19 protein-coding genes are annotated in these 16,980 nt (G+C 44.9%); 2 read left to right on the top strand and 17 right to left on the bottom strand.

The window, feature by feature from the left end; all coding sequences use genetic code 11:
• Positions 1-3 precede the first annotated feature (3 nt).
• A complete protein-coding gene (locus tag ACVC7T_RS05225; protein ID WP_172079658.1) occupies positions 4-1,230 on the bottom strand; it encodes an ArgE/DapE family deacylase in 1,227 nt (408 codons plus the stop codon).
• 146 nt (positions 1,231-1,376) lie between these two features.
• On the opposite strand from ACVC7T_RS05225, the gene ACVC7T_RS05220 reads away from it, so the two are divergent.
• Positions 1,377-2,258 carry a diacylglycerol/lipid kinase family protein gene (locus ACVC7T_RS05220; RefSeq protein WP_447262574.1) on the top strand — a complete coding sequence of 294 codons (882 nt, stop codon included), beginning with the start codon at positions 1,377-1,379 and terminating at the stop codon, positions 2,256-2,258.
• A 51-nt stretch (positions 2,259-2,309) separates the two neighbouring features.
• On the opposite strand, the gene rpmH is transcribed toward ACVC7T_RS05220, so the two are convergent.
• The 9 genes from rpmH to ACVC7T_RS05175 form a co-directional block, all read right to left on the bottom strand.
• Positions 2,310-2,447 carry a 50S ribosomal protein L34 gene (gene rpmH / locus ACVC7T_RS05215; RefSeq protein ID WP_018368178.1) on the bottom strand — a complete coding sequence of 46 codons (138 nt, stop codon included), beginning with the start codon at positions 2,445-2,447 and terminating at the stop codon, positions 2,310-2,312.
• Between the two features lie 157 nt (positions 2,448-2,604).
• Positions 2,605-3,615 (bottom strand): RNA-binding cell elongation regulator Jag/EloR, encoded by a 1,011-nt coding sequence (gene jag / locus ACVC7T_RS05210; protein ID WP_105111055.1) that lies wholly within the window; start codon positions 3,613-3,615, stop codon positions 2,605-2,607.
• Between the two features lie 18 nt (positions 3,616-3,633).
• Positions 3,634-4,443 (bottom strand): YidC/Oxa1 family membrane protein insertase, encoded by an 810-nt coding sequence (locus ACVC7T_RS05205; protein WP_105160356.1) that lies wholly within the window; start codon positions 4,441-4,443, stop codon positions 3,634-3,636.
• Positions 4,427-4,786 (bottom strand): ribonuclease P protein component, encoded by a 360-nt coding sequence (gene rnpA / locus ACVC7T_RS05200; RefSeq protein WP_105111057.1) that lies wholly within the window; start codon positions 4,784-4,786, stop codon positions 4,427-4,429. Before rnpA ends, ACVC7T_RS05205 begins: the two co-directional genes overlap by 17 nt.
• Positions 4,787-4,872: 86 nt before the next feature.
• The gene (gene argH, locus ACVC7T_RS05195; RefSeq protein ID WP_394731580.1) at positions 4,873-6,261 is read right to left on the bottom strand and encodes an argininosuccinate lyase; all 1,389 of its coding nucleotides are present in this window, start codon (positions 6,259-6,261) and stop codon (positions 4,873-4,875) included.
• Between the two features lie 6 nt (positions 6,262-6,267).
• Positions 6,268-7,464, bottom strand: coding sequence for an argininosuccinate synthase (locus tag ACVC7T_RS05190; RefSeq protein ID WP_105111059.1), 1,197 nt, complete (start codon positions 7,462-7,464; stop codon positions 6,268-6,270).
• Between the two features lie 191 nt (positions 7,465-7,655).
• Positions 7,656-8,204, bottom strand: coding sequence for a hypothetical protein (locus ACVC7T_RS05185; RefSeq protein WP_105160358.1), 549 nt, complete (start codon positions 8,202-8,204; stop codon positions 7,656-7,658).
• Between the two features lie 70 nt (positions 8,205-8,274).
• A complete protein-coding gene (locus tag ACVC7T_RS05180) occupies positions 8,275-8,802 on the bottom strand; it encodes a transcription repressor NadR (RefSeq protein WP_024397302.1) in 528 nt (175 codons plus the stop codon).
• Positions 8,803-8,909: 107 nt separating this feature from the next.
• Positions 8,910-9,785, bottom strand: coding sequence for a VOC family protein (locus ACVC7T_RS05175; protein ID WP_447262573.1), 876 nt, complete (start codon positions 9,783-9,785; stop codon positions 8,910-8,912).
• Between the two features lie 106 nt (positions 9,786-9,891).
• Between ACVC7T_RS05175 and ACVC7T_RS05170 the strand changes: the two genes are divergently transcribed.
• Positions 9,892-10,392, top strand: coding sequence for an NUDIX hydrolase (locus tag ACVC7T_RS05170; protein ID WP_447262572.1), 501 nt, complete (start codon positions 9,892-9,894; stop codon positions 10,390-10,392).
• A 53-nt stretch (positions 10,393-10,445) separates the two neighbouring features.
• Here ACVC7T_RS05170 and gltX read toward each other — a convergent pair whose 3' ends face one another.
• From gltX to ACVC7T_RS05135, 7 genes are all read right to left on the bottom strand, one after another.
• Positions 10,446-11,900, bottom strand: coding sequence for a glutamate--tRNA ligase (gene gltX / locus ACVC7T_RS05165; RefSeq protein WP_125265879.1), 1,455 nt, complete (start codon positions 11,898-11,900; stop codon positions 10,446-10,448).
• 71 nt (positions 11,901-11,971) lie between these two features.
• On the bottom strand, positions 11,972-13,252 hold the full coding sequence (locus ACVC7T_RS05160) for an MFS transporter (protein WP_394735371.1): 1,281 nt from the start codon (positions 13,250-13,252) through the stop codon (positions 11,972-11,974).
• Between the two features lie 86 nt (positions 13,253-13,338).
• Positions 13,339-13,998 carry a LiaF transmembrane domain-containing protein gene (locus ACVC7T_RS05155; RefSeq protein WP_447262571.1) on the bottom strand — a complete coding sequence of 220 codons (660 nt, stop codon included), beginning with the start codon at positions 13,996-13,998 and terminating at the stop codon, positions 13,339-13,341.
• A 4-nt stretch (positions 13,999-14,002) separates the two neighbouring features.
• On the bottom strand, positions 14,003-14,449 hold the full coding sequence (locus ACVC7T_RS05150; RefSeq protein WP_447262570.1) for a LytTR family DNA-binding domain-containing protein: 447 nt from the start codon (positions 14,447-14,449) through the stop codon (positions 14,003-14,005).
• Between the two features lie 136 nt (positions 14,450-14,585).
• A complete protein-coding gene (locus tag ACVC7T_RS05145) occupies positions 14,586-15,344 on the bottom strand; it encodes a TIGR00266 family protein (RefSeq protein ID WP_105111067.1) in 759 nt (252 codons plus the stop codon).
• Between the two features lie 280 nt (positions 15,345-15,624).
• Complete coding sequence (locus ACVC7T_RS05140; RefSeq protein ID WP_105111068.1) at positions 15,625-16,119, bottom strand: beta-class carbonic anhydrase; 495 nt, start codon at positions 16,117-16,119, stop codon at positions 15,625-15,627.
• 137 nt (positions 16,120-16,256) lie between these two features.
• Positions 16,257-16,751, bottom strand: a complete 495-nt coding sequence (locus ACVC7T_RS05135) for a DUF536 domain-containing protein (protein ID WP_105111069.1) — start codon at positions 16,749-16,751, stop codon at positions 16,257-16,259.
• Between the last annotated feature and the right edge of the window lie 229 nt (positions 16,752-16,980).

The raw sequence follows: 16,980 nt of genomic DNA, 5'->3' as shown, positions 1-16,980 counted from the left end.
CAATTATGAAAGATAGTCAGATAGAATGGCTTGATAAATCGCAATAAAATCCCAGTACTGCTCCACCGGTAAACGTTCATCAATCTTGTGATTGAGCATGGGAATGCCTGGGCCATAGACGGCCACGTCAAACGTTTTCTCCGACAGAGTAAATTGGGCTGCATCGGTTGTTCCCGATACCGCTAGAGGGACTAAGGTGGTTGGCAGATCGTTTTGTCCTGACAGGTCACCTCCTAAAACCTCTTCCATCTGCTTCAACTGGGCAGGAACCTGTAAACTAGGAAACTGCTGCTGTACTTTCAAAATAGACTGAATGAGTGGAGAATTCTTATCACTAACAACTGGTTTTTGATCAGCAGTCACCTCTATACTTAAATCAAATCCTTCTTGCTCATTCAGCTCTTCAATCACTTCCTTGACTGTTCGAATTACGTCTTGGTTATCAAAAGCAGGGATTGTCCTGGCATTAGCTTCAAAACTTGCCCAATCGGGAATAGAATTCACCTGTTGCCCCCCTGTTACCACCGTAATATTATGAAAGGTTTGACCCAACTCTGGATCAGTATGCTTTGTTGCTTCTTGTGCAATAGCTTCTGATATCTTCAGCATAGCATGATTGAGGTGCTCAATGGCATTGTTCCCGAGTTCTGGCATGGAAGAATGGGCTGCCGTACCCTTGGAAGTGACCTTGTAGTTCAACGAGCCTTTATGAGCATAAATAATCCCAATATTACAAGGTTCTCCAATTAGCATACCATCTAAATCATCCACATAGCCCAGCTTCGTTAGCTGCTTGGAACCATATTCTCCAACTTCTTCACCAACAGTCGCCAACAATCGAATGGTCCCTGAATAGTCTTGTGATTCATGGAGGGCAACCATAGCCAGAACAAGAGCAGCAAGACCCGACTTCATATCTGAAGCTCCCCGTCCCCAAAGAATCTTGTTTTCATCAACGAAACCTGAAAAAGGAGAATGGGTCCAATCCTCGGCATTTCCAGCACTGACAACATCCAAATGACCAGTTAGACCCAATTTTTTCCCAGGCCCATTTGAAATTTCCGCTACTAAACTGGCACGTCTTGGCGCAAATTCCACTAACTCGCTCTCGATGCCATGAGCAGATAAAAACTCTTGAATATAGCGAGCCAGTTCTTCTTCATTGTCATTTTCTGTATTAATCTGTATCATGTCCTGTAACAATTGGACTGCTTCTTCTTTTGTTACCATATCGATCCCTCCTTATAATATCCTAGTATATCACTTTTAATTGTTTTTTGATATATTGAATTCACGTGACAAGGAGCTTCCTTTTGCAATCACAGCCTAAATACCTTATAATATAGAGGTAAGTTGTATTTTGAAAGGAGATTCGCATGAAAAAAGCTTTATTAGTAGTGAATCCTAGTTCTGGTGGGGAACGTGCCCTGGAGTTTAGAGACTTGGCCCAGGTCAAATTGGAGGAATATTTTAACCAAGTCCTTATAAAAGAAACTCAAAAAGGCGGAGATGCTTGCCAATTCGTCAAGGAGGCTGCACAAGAAGGTTTTGACAGTGTCTTTGTCATGGGCGGAGATGGGACAGTTAACGAGGGCATCAGTGGTCTGGCTAAGGAAGAATATCGACCGAATTTTGGATTTTTCCCACTAGGTACGGTCAACGACTTAGCGCGAGCCTTGGGAATTCCCCTTGATCCAGCGCAAGCTATTAAACAATTTGATCCAAACCGTAAGCGCCCTCTTGATATTGGCCAGGTCAACGATAGCTACTTTATGAATGTCGTGGCAATCGGCGCTATTCCACAAGCTATCAATAATGTTGATCCAGATGAGAAAACCCGCTATGGGAAGATGGCCTATTTCATCAATGGCTTCAAGGAATTGATAAACAACCAACTCTATGAGTTTCAGATTCAATTAGACGGCGAGACTAAGGAAATTGCCTCGACAACCATCCTGATTGGGCTAACTAATTCCATTGGTGGGTTTGAAACCCTTCTTCCAGATGCCAAGGTAGATGACGGCCTTTTACACCTGCTCTATCTGAAAGATAGCCACTTCTTAAATACGGTATCTGCCATTCCTCAGCTGATGGGCGGCGTCACAGAAGAAAGTAATAGCCTGGGTTATGAAACCTTCAAGGAAGGGGAAATCAAACTTCTCGATGGGGACCTACAAATCAACATTGATGGAGACGAGGGAGATAGTCTTCCTATTCGTATCTCGGTCCTTCCATCTCACCTATCTGTTTATTATTAAAAAAGAAAAAACCAGCAGACTCGAGTTTCTGCTGGTTTTACATTCGTCTTCTTATGCCACTGCAAGCACTTTGCGTCCTTTACGACGACGAGCTGCTAAGACACGACGGCCGTTTTTGGTTGACATACGGTTACGGAATCCGTGTTTACGAGCACGACGGATTTTACTTGGTTGAAAAGTACGTTTCACGATGAATACCTCCTCTTAGATTCTTGTATTCGTTTAGCCGGCTAGTTTTGATCAGTTACTAAACATACCAAACTATTTTATAAGAATTCTGACTGTTTGTCAAGGCATTTTGACCTATTTTCAGTAAGGAGTGTGAAAAAAAGAGGCTAAACCTCTTTTAATCGTTGTGTCCTTCAATGTCCACGACCACATAGCGGTTAGGCTCGCTACCTTCAGAATAGCTGGTCAAGCCGTCCATTTTGGAAATAATCCGGTGGATAATCTTGCGCTCACTGCTAGACATCGGATCTGTGTGATAGGCCTCTTGTTCTGCCAGGACCCGCTCCGCCAATTTTTGAGCGTAGCCTTGCAAGACTTCTGCACGATGTTCCACATAGTCATTAACGTTGATATTGATGTAGAAATTGCGCTCATAGCGGTTGTAGAGGAAGTTCTGCGCCAACAATTGCAACGCCTTCAAGACCTTGCCGTGGTAGCCGATTACGCGACCAGGCTCATTTGTATCAACCTGAATGTTGATGGTACGGCGGTTATGGCTGGTCTCGATCCGTGCCTCAACGTCCATGTCATCCAAGATTTCCTGCACGTAAGCTGATACTTCTGCCACCACCTGCTCAATGTCATGCTGGTACTCGATTTTAATGTCTAAGTCGGAAAACTCTTCCGATTTTGAAACAGGCTCTGTCTCCTCAGTAGCCTCAGGAGTTTCAACAACTTCTTCAATTGTCTCTTCTGCAGTGGCCGGTTGCAGGAGTTCTTCTGGCAAAATTTCGATACGACCTGTTTCTTCTAAAATCGTAGTCGCTTCTTTTTCATTTTTCAGAATCTGAGCCTTGATATCATCCTCTAAGACCTCACCAGACTTTTCGTATTCCTTAACAGCGGCAACAACCTTACCAAGGTCAATCGTCGCTTCTGATACGCTTTTCACTGGCTCGTTTTGCTCGTTGATTTCATCTGGAACGCCACGAACAGCCTTCTGGTTAGCCTTGACAACCGTTGTTTCATTGATAACATCAATATCGACGACCGCTGGTTTCTTACCAAAACCAAGGAAACCTTTTTTCTCACGAGCAACGACAGTAATATGTGCCTTCTTACGAGGGATATTTAATTCTGCCAAACCATTTTGGATGGCTTCTTCAACATTTGCACCTGTAAATTTCATCTTTTCTCTCCTACTATCCTATTTCTTTTTCTGGGCTTTTTTCTGAGCTTTCCTGATTTTAGCCTGGCGCGCTTTCTCTGCATCAATCTTAGCTTGACGCTCTGCTATGATTTTAAAAGGATTATTGAAAATCAAGGTTTGAACGACTTGGTAGGCGTTGGACACGGTCCAATAAAGGGCAACCCCGCTAGCTGACGTCACCGCAAAGAAGAAAATGAGAAACGGCATGACGTACATCATCACGGTCAGAGCACCATTTTTCTCTGGCGCAGCCTTATTGGTCAACCAGGTACTAAGGAAGGTGAAGACCGCAGCCAGAATCGGCAAAATAAAGTACGGGTCCGGCTGACCCAAGTTCATCCAGAGAAACTGGCCAACCTTGAGAGCATCCACCTTAGTCAGGGCTTGGAAAAGAGCCAAAAGAATGGGCATCTGGATCAAAAGCGGTATAAAGGATGACCCCATGCTGACGCCGTTTTCTTTGTAAAGACGCTGGGTCGCTTCAGCCAATAATTGGCGGCTTTCCATATCTTTGCCTGGATAGCGTTCCTGCAACTCTCTCAGCTGCGGCTGAATTTCCTGCATCTTGCGAGAGGATTTTGCCTGAATCTGAAAGAGTGGCAACAATAAGGTCCGAATCAAGATAGTGAAAAGGATAATCCCAATACCGATATGACCATTGATAGACAAGAATTGGATGATGCTGGCAAACCACTCAATGAGTGAATCCCAGACACCCGAAGATTGGTTGCTGGCTTGATTTCCACAGGCCGCTAATACGACAAGGGACAGGGTCAAGAGGCCCGCCCATTTAATTTTCTTTTTCAATCTCAACACCTTCCTGGTAGAGTTTCGCAAGTTTCAAAACATGGAGCAGATTCTTCCTGATTTCTTGGTAGGTCAATTCCTCCACACCCTTACGGGCAATGATGACAAAATCCTCTGCCTGTATATCCTCTTTCAATTCAAGCAGAACATGCCGCAGGCGACGCTTGATTTTATTGCGTGTGACGGCATTTCCTAACTTCTTGCTGACAGATAAACCTACACGGAAATGCTCTTTTTGATTGGCCAAACGGTAGACCACAAAGCGTCGATTGGCAACATTGTGTCCCTTGGAAAAAATATCATTGAAATCTCGTTCGCGCTTGACACGGTAGCTTTTTCTCAAACTGTCACTCCATCTTTCAAAATTACCTCTATTATACCATAAAATTCAAAAAAGCCAATAAACATCACGTTTAGAGGCATTTTTCATTATTTATCTGGGTTTAATTCCACTGTCGCTTGCTGAATTTGGTGTTGAACTGACTCAAATCCTGTCCCACCCAGTGAGGTTCTGCGTTCCACCGCTGTACGAGATTGCAGGGCCTGGTAGATGTCCTCCTCAATCAAGTCCGTCACTTCTTGGTAACGTTCCAGCGGAATATCCTGCAAGTAGTGACCAGCCTTGGTGCATTCCAAGACTAGCTTGCCGACCACTTCATGGGCCTGGCGGAAAGGCATTCCCTTGCTGGCCAAGTAGTCTGCCAACTCAGTCGCATTGGAGAAGTCTTTCTCGGTTGAAACAGCCATTCTATCCTTGTGAACGGTCATAGATTCCAGCATACCGGCCAGTATGTCAATGGCAACTGTAATGGTCTCCGCCGTGTCAAACATGCCCTCTTTATCTTCCTGGAGGTCTTTGTTGTAGGCCAATGGCAGAGCCTTCATGACGGTCAGTAAACCAACCAAATTGCCCACTACCCGACCCGATTTTCCTCTGATCAACTCTGCCATATCAGGATTTTTCTTCTGCGGCATGATAGAGGAACCTGTTGAGAAGGTGTCCGATAGGGTGACAAATTGGTACTCGTGGGAACACCAGTTGATGATTTCCTCGCATAGACGAGAAGCATGCATCATGAGAATAGAGCTATTAGACAAAAATTCCAAGATGAAATCACGGTCAGACACCGCATCTAATGAATTGCTGTAAGGTTTGGCAAAGCCCATCAAATCAGAAGTCAGTTGACGGTCAATGGGGAAAGTAGTTCCTGCAAGGGCCGCTGCGCCCAGCGGTGACATGTCCGCATGCTGGATATTGAAAGTAAAGCGCTCGCTGTCACGGGTGAACATTTGATAGTAGGCCATGAGATGGTGACCAAAAGAAATGGGTTGGGCATGCTGCAAGTGCGTATAGCCCGGCATAATGGTCTCCACATGTTCCTCAGCCAAATGGACCAAGACCTGACGTAGATTGGCCAATTTCTCAATCACCTCATGGAGCTTGTCCTTGAGATAGAGGTGCATGTCTGTCGCGACCTGGTCATTCCGTGAACGAGCCGTGTGGAGCTTGCCAGCCACTGGACCGATTTTTTCCGTCAAGAGCGATTCCATGTTCATGTGGATGTCTTCGTTGGTCACGTCGAATTCCAGCTGACCAGTCTCATACTCAGCCAAGAGCTCTTCCAGACCAGCCTTGATAGTGTCTGCTTCAGACTGCTCAATGATACCTGTCTGACCCAGCATGGTCACATGGGCAATGGATCCTTGAATATCAAACTTGGCTAGTTTCTGGTCGAAGCGGATAGAGGCACCAAATTCCTCCACCCAGGCCTCCAAGCTGGCCTCAAAACGACCGCCCCATAATTTCTTTTCCATCAAAATCTCCTATTGGTTTTGGTGATGTACTTCCGCATTTACCTTGGTTGGCAAGCCCCAGAGCTTGATAAAGCCGACTGCTGCTGCCTGGTCAAAGGTATCTGCACTTGTGTAGGTTGCAAGATTTTCATCATAGAGTGAGTTTGGTGATTTTCTAGCAACGACTTGAGCTGTACCCTTGAACAATTTTACCTTGGCAGTACCGTTTACCACTGACTGGGTTTGTTTCAAGTAAGCCTTCAAAGCATCTGTCGCTGGATTGAACCACAAACCGTTATAAATCAAGTTTGACAATTCATTGGAAATGATTGGTTTGAAGTGAGCTACTTCACGAACCAGGGTCAAATCTTCAATTTCCTTATGAGCTGTCAAGAGGGTAATGGCACCTGGGCACTCGTAGATTTCACGCGACTTGATACCCACCAAACGGTTCTCAACGTGGTCGATACGACCAACACCATGGGCACCCGCAATCACATTGAGTTTCTGAATCAAATTAGCCAGGCTCAGCTCTTCTCCATTGACGGCAACAGGTACACCAGACTTAAATTCGATTTCGACATATTCAGGCGTATCTGGTGCCTTTTCTGGAGCAGTCGTGATACCGAATGCATCTTCTGGCGCCTCGTTCCATGGATTTTCCAAGACACCACACTCATTGGCACGACCCCAAAGGTTTTGGTCGATTGAGTAAGGGCTGTCCAAATTAGCTGGAACCGGCACACCATTTTCCTTGGCAAAGATAATCTCTTCCTCACGAGACCAGTGCCATTCACGAACCGGAGCCACAACCTTCAAGTTTGGATCCAGGGCAGCGATTGCCACCTCAAAACGAACCTGGTCATTTCCCTTACCGGTACAACCGTGGGCAATAGTCGTCGCGCCAGTCTGGTGGGCAATTTCAACCAGTTTTTTAGAAATCAAAGGACGGCTGAGAGCGGATACCAATGGGTATTTTTGCTCATAGTAGGCTTGAGCTTGGAGGGCAGGAAGCACGTAGTCATAGGCAAACTCTTCCTTAACATCGATAACATGGGACTCAACCGCACCGATCGACAAGGCCTTGTCATGGATAAATTCCAAATCCTTACCCTCACCCACGTCCATGCAGACAGCGACAACATCATAATCCTTCTTCAACCATGCAATAGCAACCGAAGTATCCAAACCACCTGAATAGGCTAGGATTAATTTTTCTTTCGTCATAATCATTCTCATTTCTATTTAAATTAGCAAATAAAACTTAGTGACTATTATAGTGTATATTTATACTTTTTGCAACATATTTATACACATTTTTTAAAAAAATTGAATAAATCTCGTACATTTACAGAAAAAACAAGAAAAAGCCAGAGACTTTTCTCCGACTTCTAGACTATATTTTATCTCAACTCACATTAAGGTTGATAAATTTTCCGTTCTTTCAAGATTTTCCAAAAATAATATGCCAAACTAAAATCGAGTAATCCATGAAGTGCAGAACCTAGACCAACTAAGCCAAGCATAGTCATCCAATAAGTATCTGAAGTCTGCCCGCCCGAAGTCAGGGCCATGACCACAATATACTCCCCTAAGCCATGAAGTAGATTGAGACCAATCCCTAATAGGAAGAAACGCTTAGTGTCTATAAAACTTGGAAATCGTTTTATTATAAAAGCTCCCAGAGTAAGAAAAATCAAGTGGGTTAATGCACGAAATACGATGACAATAGGAAATCCTGCTAAAAAGAAGCCTAGACTGGAGCCCAATGCTACCAATATGGCCGTTGCTGGTGAAATAAACATTGCAATAAACAACGGAATATGACTAGCAAGTGTATAAGATGCTGGTCCAATAACAATTTTAATCGGCATTATCAATGGAATCAAAATAGCAAATGCAGTAAGAATCGCACTAATGGAAAGCTGCTTGACGGAACTTTTAGATGATAGTGTTAATTGGGACATAAGGAACCTCTCTTTCTATAGGTTCGATTATAAACCAAAACATTACAGGTGTCAAGACACCTGTAATGTTTTATTGATTTTCTAGCAAAATTCCTGCAGCCTTTAATACCAAAGAAAGTTCTTGGTAGGCTTGAACCGAGGGAAATGAGACAGTATGAGTATGAACTCCTTCTGTTAAATTACTCAATAGTACTCCTTTATAATGACTCAAATCATCTAAAAAACGGTCCCGATCTTCAAAACTGGTAATATTTAGTTTGCCAGATAATAGACCGTAAATAGGATGTTCAATTTCGACATCAAGGATTTGAGCTCCTCCCTCTAATAGGATAGTCAACTCTTTTTCAACATCTTCTGGTCCATGTTGACAAGCTATTTTACGAATATAAGCACCTTCAAGAGGCGCCAGAGAAGACTGCAGTAGGTAGCCTCTCGGAGTCGCCAAAACCAGATCCCCCTCTGCTCGAAGCAAGGCTATATCTCCCACAATCACCTGACGGCTCACTCCAAATTCTTTTGCTAGGTAATTCGCTGAAAGTGGTTGAGATGTTTCCTGTAAAAGTGATAAAATGTGCTTTCGTCTTTCTATTGCTTTCATGTGGTCTCCCCTCTACTTTCTTTCATTATACCAAAAACCGAGCCAATTCATTCATTCTTGTCTAATAGAAAAAACAGAAACTGCTATCCAGTTCCTGCCAATCTTGACTAATTTAATATCGTTTGAATAGTTGCGAAATCTAGACGTTTCATGGTCAACACTGCATCATTAACAGCCTTGACAGTTTCTGGGCTAGCCGTATCGTATGCTTCCATCAAAATCCGCGGTACAATCTGCCAAGAAATACCGAACTGGTCCTTGACCCAACCGCACATTTCCGCCTCTGGCACTGCTGACAGGAGGTCATAATAGAAATTGAGTTCGTCCTGACTATCCACATAGACCATGAGCGAGAAGGCTTCGTTGAATGAAGCTTCGCCACCGTAGCCGTGGTCCATGACGATGATTTTTTGCCCACCGACGAGAAGTTCTGCATAGTTCAGTTTGGCAGCCTCAACAGCAGCCTCCCCTTCACCGTAGTAGGAAAGTTGACCGACACTAGCCTGAGGGAGCTTGTCCTTGTAGTAGTCCAACATAGGCTGGGCCAAACCAACCTGATCCTGAGAGAAGAGCAGGCAGATGTCAAACTGATAAGGCTTGTCCAAGTCCGGTGCATAAGACAGTTGCCAAGACAGACCAAAGCGGTCTTCCAACCAGACATAGTAAGGGCTGAAGGGATATCCTCCCAAAGGCATGAGAATACGACCACCTTCTGACAAGGCTTGGTACAAACGTGCCACTTCATCCTTGTTGGCTACATTGACCATGAGGGACATGGACTCATTGAGCTTAAAGTATGGACCCGCACTAATAGCCGCCAAGGTCATATCGCCCAGTTGAAACTGAATCAAATCAGAATCACCCGAAGGCGTATCCGTAATGGTGTAGGTCCAGTCAACATTGCCACCGAAGAGGTCCACATAAAAAGCCACCGCTTCTTTTGCCTCTGTGTCATACCAGAGATGAGGAATAATAGGCTGCATAAATTTCTCCTTTACTTTCGTCAGCCCATTATACCACACACTTGTCCGTACAAGCTCACAGAAAAACTTCCTATGCTATAATAGAAGGATAGAAAAGGAGCAAGCTATGGAAATCTGGAACGCCTACACAGCCGACGGTTACTTGACCGACCACACCCTCACTCGCGGAGAATCCATTCCCCACGGCCTCTACCACCTGGTCGTCGAATGTATCATCCGCCACCACGACGGCAGCACTCTCTTCATGAAACGCGACAGCACCAAGCCCTCCTACCCTGACTATTATGAAGCAACAGCAGGAGGCTCGGCCTTGTTTGGGGAAATAGCAGAGCAGGCCATATTACGCGAAGTCCGCGAGGAGACAGGCATTGAGCTGACAGCTGACCAACTCCGCCACCATACACACTTTATCGCCCATGATGACCAGTGCATTTTCCACTGCTACTGGGCCGAAACCAATTGGGACAAATCGACCATCCAACTCCAAACGGATGAAACCAGCAACTACATCTGGGTCTCACAAGAAAATTTGAAAAATTTCCTGGAAACAGAGCTAGTCATTCCAAGGCATAAAGACTATGTGGAGAGATTGTTTTTAGAAAGCTAAATTCCCCTAACAGATAAATCCCCACCGCCATATGACAGTGGGGATTATTTATCTTACAAACTCTTCAACATATTATCGATATGTTGGATAGATTTTTCACGGCCGAGCAGGTAAATGGTGTTTGGCAACTCTGGTCCGTGCATTTCGCCTGAGACAGCGATACGGATTGGCATGAAGAGGTTTTTGCCCTTGATACCTGTTTCTTTTTGAACAGCCTTGATTTGCGGGAAGATATTATCTGGTTGGAAATCTTCGTCCGTCATGGCTTCCAATTTTTCCTTGAGGGCATTGAGAACCGTCGGTACCGTTTCGCCTGCCATGACTTCTTTTTCCTCGTCTGTCAATTCTGGGAAATCAGAGAAGAAAAGGTCTGTCAAACCAACAATTTCATCCGCAGATGACATTTGTGGCTTGTAAAGTTCCACCAATTTTTCTGCCTTGTCTGTCAAGCGACCAGCCTCTTCCAAGAATGGTTTAGCAAGGTTGAAAATGGTCTCCAAATCAGCTTTTTTGATGTATTCATTGCCCATCCAAGCCAACTTTTTCGGATCAAAGGAAGCAGGAGACTTGCTGAGGCGTTTTTCGTCAAAGAGTTGGATAATCTCCTCTTTGGAGAAGATTTCTTCCTCACCACCAGGAGTCCAACCCAAAAGCGTGATAAAGTTGAAAACAGCTTCTGGCAGATAGCCTTTTTTGCGGTAATCTTCGATAAAGGCAAGAGTATTGGTGTCACGTTTGGACAACTTTTTACCCGTTGCAGAGTTGATAATCAAGGTCATGTGGGCAAATTCTGGAGCTTCCCAGCCTAGTGCTTCATAGACCATGAGTTGCTTAGGTGTGTTGGCGATATGGTCATCTCCGCGGATAACGTGCGAGATTTCCATCAGATGATCATCGATCACCACCGCAAAGTTATAGGTTGGGTAACCGTCACGTTTCTGGATAACCCAGTCACCACCAATGTTGCCACCTTCGAACTCGATTTGACCCTTAACCATGTCATTCCACTTGTAGATACCAGCTTCATTGACAGCCAAGCGTACAGTTGGGACAATGCCAGCCGCCTCACGCTCTGCGATATAGGCAGTTTTTTCATCCTCAGACATGCCCAGGTATTCATTGATATAGCGAGGTGTTTCACCTGCAGCTTCCTGACGCTCACGCTCCGCCGCCAACTCTTCTTCGGTCACGTAAGACTTGTAGGCCTTTCCTGAAGCCAAGAGCTCATCGACATACTTCTGGTAAATATCCAAACGCTCAGACTGGCGGTATTGCTCATGGGTTTCTGGACTCTCATCCCAGTCAATACCCAACCAACGCAGGTTTTCCAGCTGAGAACGCTCTCCGTCTTCCACATGGCGTTTGCGGTCTGTGTCCTCGATACGAATAAGGAAAGTACCGCCATGATGACGGGCAAAAAGATAGTTAAACAATGCTGTACGAGCATTTCCGATATGCAAAAGTCCCGTTGGACTTGGTGCGTAACGCACGCGAATTGGTTTAGTCATGTTTCTCTCCTGTAAAATTTCAATCAAGAACATTATAGCATAGATGCCCCGCAGATAACAGAAAAATCAGCCTAAGCAGACTGATTTTGAGGTGTTTTTTGGTTGCGTGCCAGCCAGTAGAGGACATAGAGGACTAACAAACCAGTAGCTGTTAGGAAAAGACCGCTAATCTGATCGACAGCCAATACCAAGACCAAACCTGAAACAAGTAGTCGGACAAAGGCCTGACCCAGCATAAAGTAGGTCGATACTGCACCGCCGATAGTTGCCAGTTGCTCCTCTGGCATGGAGTTGACAAACTTGGCATTAAACTTAGGACCGCTGGCACCAAAGCTAATTCCCATTGTAGTAAGGAAGAAGAAAATGATAGGTAACTGATGTAGTAGCATTCCGACAAACACACCAAGTAGAGAGAAGGTGGCTGCCACTTCAAGCGTCACCATGCTGGTCTTTTTGAAGAGAGTAAAGACCAAGGTCGATCCCAAGATATTGCCAACAAAGAAGATCAAAATGGTCAGGGCAAGGGTTGTTTCAACATTGAGGAAGACAAGGCCTGGGTCTTCGCTAATCAAGAGGACCAGAATAGGATAAAGGATAGCTCCGCAGGCATTGATAAGAGGGCTGGTAATCAGGACCAGACGGAACTCGGGAATCTTGCGCAGCTCCACGATGGCTTGCTTGAAGGAAGCTAGAATGCCTGGTCTCTTGGTTTTTTGCTCAGTCTGGCTCGGCTGCTCTACTATTTTCAAAGGCTGCTCCGTCAGGAGTTTGCGAAAGACTGGCGTCAGCAGCTGCATGATGAGGAGGGCGGCTAAAAAGGTGCCAGCGTTGAGAAAGGCCAGGTTTTGGTAGGAGAGGAGGCCGACCAAGAGGGCAGAGAGGGCCTGAAAGGCGATGTTGAGGAGGCTGGTCACGGTCTGGCGAAAGGCCGAGTACTGCTCCCGCTCTTCTTTGGGTGCTACGCGTAATCCCAGAGGTGTATAGAGGCCGTTTTCATAGAAGCCAGCGAAGTCTGCAAAGACATTGAAAGTTGCAGCCACCACGACAATCCAGAGGGCTGGCTCAAAGCCCATGCAGAATCCGAGGATGAGGTAAAGAAGAACACGAAAGAGAAGGGTCAGCTTGATAGTACCGATTTTGTTGACCGTCTTGTCTGCCAGATAGCCTGTAAAGAGCCCCATAAAGCTAGGGAAGATTTCCGAGAAGGTCACGATTGCCAGAGCCAGACGACTGTTGGGCACCAGCAAAACATAGTTCATCAAGGCCAGGTAATAAACCACATCGCCAAAATTGGACAACATATCCGCAGTCAGTACCCATAGGTAAGTAGCATTTTTCAAAATCTTTTTCATGATAATCCCTTTCTTTTGGTTAATTTTCGGAATATTCTGACTCTTTGTCCTGCAGAGGAGCCTGAATAGACTGCTCTCTGTTCACTCTAGGTGTAATAGATATTCAAAGTGGAGAAGGCCATATCTCCTGTGATATGTAGCATCTTTTCTCCTATACCAGTTGCATAGTTATTGACAGCAGACATAGAACTGTCTAGCTCCACGACCGCCTGCCAATTTGCCGGCAGATAAAGATTAACTGATGAGAAAGCTGCATCTATATGAAATTCAGCCTTATCTCCCAGAATAACCGCCTGATCAAAATAAACCATACTGGAGCCAAAGGCCACTTCCACACTATCATAGGTAAAATTTTCCTCATGAATGTAGCGAGTAGAGGAGCCAAAAGCTATTTCCCGCCCCTTATCGCCAATCACTCCTGTACCAACTCCATGAGCCAGTCTGCGCTTCTTGGGTTTAAAAATCAGTTTCAAGCCAAGGCAGAGCAGGACAAGTGACAGAACCATGTTCCAGGTCCCAAATTCCACCCAATCATAAACTGAGTTCACCGCTATAAAAGCTAGACCAAAACAAAAGATACTGGCAAGCCAATCCAGCTTCACCAAGCGGTGAAAACCAGTCACAAAGGTTAAAACAAACCAGACCGTTGTCCAAAATGGCAGAGCCAAATGCAAAACCAGTGAATCCCTAACTAGGACCAAGACTGCTAGGACCAGCAGGGCAATCCCTAAACCATATTTTTTCATCTCTCTACCTCACTTCTCGTAACTTTTCTTTTAATAAATGATAATAATGCCGCGACACGTGTACTTCCTTGTGGGTCTGATAGAAGGAAATCCGACTAGTTCCTGAAAAGGACTTGTCCAGCGAGTAGATGGCCTTGCTATTGGCAATGGTTGACTTGGAAACCCGGCAAAAATGAGCAGGGAGACAATCTTCCAGTTCATAGAGTTTCATCTTGACTTCATAGGCGTCATCTCTAGTATGTCCCATCAGCTTGGTCCCATCGGTTTCAAAAAAGAGTAGGTCTTCTAGTTTCAAGAAATACTCACTGGTTCCTTTGTAAAAGACAAGCGAGGGACGGCTAACCTGTTGCAAAGCCTGCTGGATGCGTTCCAACTCCGGTCCTAGTTGGCTACTTCTGATAATCACTTCGACTTGCTCTAAGCTATCATCTAATTCAATCCGAACTTTCATAAGACCTCCCTTTCATTTGATATACCTATTATATCAGGCTATGGTGTGAAGGCAAGGGCTTTTCAGTAAGTGGTTAGATTTTACAAGTAAGTGGTAAAAATGTGCAGATAAAAACCAGCCAAAGCTGGTCGACTGGTTAAAATATCGCATCTAAAAGTGTTGTGGAACCGCCACCTCCGTCGCCACCCGAAACAGTCAAATGACTACCGATGACATTGGCAAAGGTCTCGATATTAAGGCTTTGTACATAGATTTCCCCATAACCTGAGAATGTATTGACAATCCCTTCACCAGTACCAATAGACTGAAGGAAGCCGTTTTCTAGGTGAATATCATAGTTGAGGTCACGACTCCAGGCTACCACGTGAGCATTATCGATGGTGATGCTGCCACCTGTTAGCTCGATCTTCTTGATAGAACCAAAGGCATTTGCCAAAAGTGTACCCTCGCCTTCTGTAGTCATGACAAAGAGTCCGCCTTGGCCACCAAAGAAGGCACGGCCCACACTTTGGCGTTCCATCTTATATTGAGCAGAACCATCCAAAGCCAGAAAGGCTCCATCATTAAGGCGGTACTGCTTGGAACCTAACTCAAGGGCAATAACTTGACCAGGTGTGGACGGCGCCAGGGCGATTTTCCCGTCATAGCTATTAGATACAGCCTGGGTGATAAACATAGACTCACCCGACACCATGGAGCGACCGATAGCTCCCAGCAACTTACCGAATCCTGAACCACCGCGGGCATTGAGCTTAGTATTTAAGGTCACACTGGGTGTATGGTAAACCATGCTCCCCTGTTGAATATAAGCCGACTCTCCAGCCTCTAAGGCAATTTCCACCAAAGGAAATTGCATATTGCTATCAATTGTGTATTTCATACGATTATCAGACATGAGAGGACTCCTTTGTTTCTTTGTATTATTTTTATAAAACAATTCTACATCAACTCCGAATGACTGTCAAGTATTTTTACAAAAAAAGCCGGAAATAATCCGACTTCACAACTCTGCTCTTAGAACCTATATTCACAAGTAAGGTGCATGTAGATAAGAGATAGTTTTTTGCTAATCAAGGCCGTTTGAGCTGGAATACTGACTGTATTTCGAGAAAAACGAACGCTTAGTAGCAGAAAACTAGCTTTAGCTAAAGATGGCGAGCTGTGAATACAGGTTCTTAGCTGACCTCTGTCATCCGACCCGTATCCACATCATAGACCGCACCTGAAATGACCACATCCTCAGGAATGAGCGGTGATTTCCGCAGTAGTTCCATATCCTCGCGAACACTCTCTTCCACATCTGTAAATGGCAAGAAATCCTGTCCAGCAACGTCCACACCCAGATCCCTGTGGATATGCTCCGCAAAAGCCTCATTGGTAAAGGTCTGCGCACCGCAGTCCGTGTGGTGGAGAACCACAATCTCCCGCGTTCCCATTTGTTGCTGGGAAATGACTAAAGACCGAATCATGTCCTCAGTGACACGTCCGCCAGCATTCCGCAAGATATGGGCATCCCCTAGAGCCAGCCCCAAGGCCTGGGCAACGTGCAGGCGCGAATCCATACAGGTCACAATGGCCACCTTGGTCTTAGGACGCAAGGGCAAATGCTGGGTTCCATGCAAGTCAACATAGGCCTTATTGGCCTTCATAAAATTTTGAAAATAGGACATAAAGCAACCTCCTCTAGAATAGTTTCCGAAATTTTCAGAAAATTATCTGTTTCTAGCTTACCACAATCACTCCTTTATGTCGCAAAAAAGAGAGCGACAACTTGTCACTCCCGAACATTTCCTAAAATAGGATCCCTCTATTTGCCAAATAATCTAGCAAAGAAACCTTTCGGTTTTACCTCTTCCGCCTGGGCCTTAACCTCGTCTAATTCTAACTTGAGAACTTCCTTGTCCGCCATAGCCTTGGCTGTCAACTGCTGCTGTTGGTCCAGCTGCTTATCCTTCTCCGCAATCTGGATATCCTTGACCCGCAACTGCTCATCTTTCTCAGCCAATTGTTGGTCCTTAACCTTGAGTTGGGCATACAAGCGCTCGATTTCTTCATTTTTTCCATCGATGACAATCTCAATCATTTCACGGTGAAGAACCTCGTCGCTGACTGGCTCATCTTCAAAAATCGTGGTCTTGTAAATCTCTTCCAGCTTGACCAGACCCTGACGATTGACCACCGTCACGCCCTTATCATTCTTCTCAACAAACTCATCTGGAAGTGATTTTACCCGGTTATTCATAGCCTGACGGCTGACACCTAAAATCTCAGCCAATTCGCTGACTGTTTTTTCAATTCCCATATTATCCTCAAATACTTGATTTTTCTACTGACTGTATCATTAAAATATTACCATAAGCACCCTAAACTGTCAAATTTAGACCAATAAATAAGTAGAGGGGAGTGTAGCGTTACAATAGATGTGAGACTTCTAGAAGTCAAAAAGAAGATTCCCTGATATGATAAGAGTACCACCTACTCATCAAAAAGGAAATCTTCTCATGACTAGTATACCACAAAATCTTCGCTAT

It is taken from the genome of Streptococcus sp. P25B114 (assembly GCF_053010325.1).
Note: the sequence above shows the minus strand (reverse complement) of the source record. Positions and strands in the feature narration are given on the sequence as shown.